Source organism: Ferruginibacter sp. HRS2-29 (genome assembly GCF_024343615.1).
Taxonomy (GTDB): Bacteria; Bacteroidota; Bacteroidia; order Chitinophagales; family Chitinophagaceae; genus Ferruginibacter.
Genome location: NZ_RJUB01000022.1, coordinates 1 through 1,830, shown reverse-complemented (window position 1 = coordinate 1,830; position 1,830 = coordinate 1). Strand labels below are relative to the sequence as shown.

Annotated in this window: 1 protein-coding gene and 1 pseudogene; one reads left to right on the top strand and one right to left on the bottom strand. The window is 43.2% G+C overall.

The features are described 5' to 3' along the window. Nucleotides 1-699 (top strand): tRNA (adenosine(37)-N6)-dimethylallyltransferase MiaA (miaA, locus tag EGI32_RS08805; protein WP_255155024.1); only part of this gene is annotated, 699 nt, incomplete at its 5' end. 492 nt (nucleotides 700-1,191) lie between these two features. On the opposite strand, the pseudogene EGI32_RS08800 reads toward miaA, so the two are convergent. Continuing rightward, nucleotides 1,192-1,830, bottom strand: a pseudogene (locus EGI32_RS08800) (aromatic hydrocarbon degradation protein); the annotation flags it as partial.

Sequence of the window (1,830 nt, the reverse complement as noted above, 5' to 3'; positions counted from 1 at the left end):
TCACATTCCATACACGAAAGTTTTTCAGCGGCGGATTACGAACGATACGCCCTGGATAAAGTGCAGGAGCTTTTTCAAAAACACGATACTGTTGTAATGGTTGGCGGAACAGGCTTGTACATCAAAGCCTTTTGTGAAGGATTGGATGAAATACCAGCTTCTGATGAAAACATCCGCCAGGACATCATTCGCCAATATGAAGAAAAAGGTATGGGATGGCTGCAGCAAACCATCCAGGAACAGGATCCCGTTTTTTTTGCCCATGGCGAAATACACAATCCGCAGCGGGTGATGCGTGCGCTGGAAGTGAAACTGGCAACGGGTTTGTCGATCACGTCTCTGCGCTCGGGGCAAAAAAAGAAACGCGATTTCCATATCATCAAAGCGGCGATAGAATTGCCGAGGGAAGTGCTGTACGGGCGCATCAATCAACGGGTAGACCAGATGATGGAAGCAGGATTGCTGAAAGAAGCAGAGTCATTATTACCATACAAACAGCTGAATGCCCTGCAGACAGTGGGGTACAAAGAAATTTTCTCATTCCTGGATAATGAGATCAGTTTGCCAAGGGCGATAGAACTCATCCAACAAAATACCAGGCATTATGCCAAGCGGCAGATGACGTGGTTTAAGAAGGATGAAGAGTTTGAATGGGGAACCGCGGAACAGCTCAATGAAAAATTAAAAATTAAAAATTAAGAATTAAGAATTAAGAATTAAGAATTAAGAATGCGGAGAGAGAAGACGAAGAGAAGAGAAGGATCGCAGATTTTAAAGGGATGCAGGGGATTGCACAGATTGTTTCCTGCAGGCAGGAAACTGAAATGCAGTTTATAAGAATTTGGAACTACTTTACAAGATTCAAATTTTTATAACCTGCATTTTAAGTTTTTAGGGAGTAAAAACAATCAGCGCAATCATTTTATCCTTTTAAATCAGCGTTTTTCTTTCTTCTGAAATCAAAACTTCCAGCCCAACGTAGCCACCACATTGCTCTGCTGCATCTTCGTATTGGGAAGGGATTGCACAGCTTGTTTCCTGCAGGCAGGAAACTGAAATGCAGTTTATAAGAATTTGGAACTACTTTACAAGATTCAAATTCTTATAACCTGCATTTTAAGTTTTTACGAAGTAAAAACAATCAACGCAATCATTTTATCCTTTTAAATCAGCGTTTTTTTTCTTCAGGAATCAAAACTTCCAGCCCAACGTAGCCACCACATTGCTTTGCTGCACCCTTGTAGTGGCAAAAGTGTTATCCTGCCCCGAAAGCACGTAAGGCATGTTCGCATCTTTTGTAAGATGCTGTACATAAGTAAGATCGATGAAGAACCCTTTGTTGCGGTAGCCGAGGCCTCCGCTGGCCAGCATCTTGCTTGCTTTGAAGGGAACATCCCTGTAAGGATCGCCATAGTAAGCAAAACCAAGCCTCGCCATGATGATATTGAATTTCAATTCGCCACCCACCCGAAAGTTGAACGCACCTTTGTAAGCATCTTTGATCACTTCGTTCAGCTGTTTTTTGTAATCTTTGGATAAGGAGGAAGATTCTTTATTGTTGTCGGAAAAACGGGTCCCCTTGTGGTTTACATATTCTACATCCGCAGTGAGAAACCCTTTTTGGCGGGTCACATTTTCTGTTTCCCTGAACACATAAGAAGCGCTCAGCATAGCTTTCCACGGCGACATCTGGAGGTATTTACTTTTGCCGGGCTGACCATTGGTAAAAATTTCAGACGATACATCATATTGGGTCACGTTCCCCGAGGGGCCTTCAATGTCTGTGTGAAGGGTAGTGGTACGTTCGTCCTGCGCCCATATGAAGGAGGG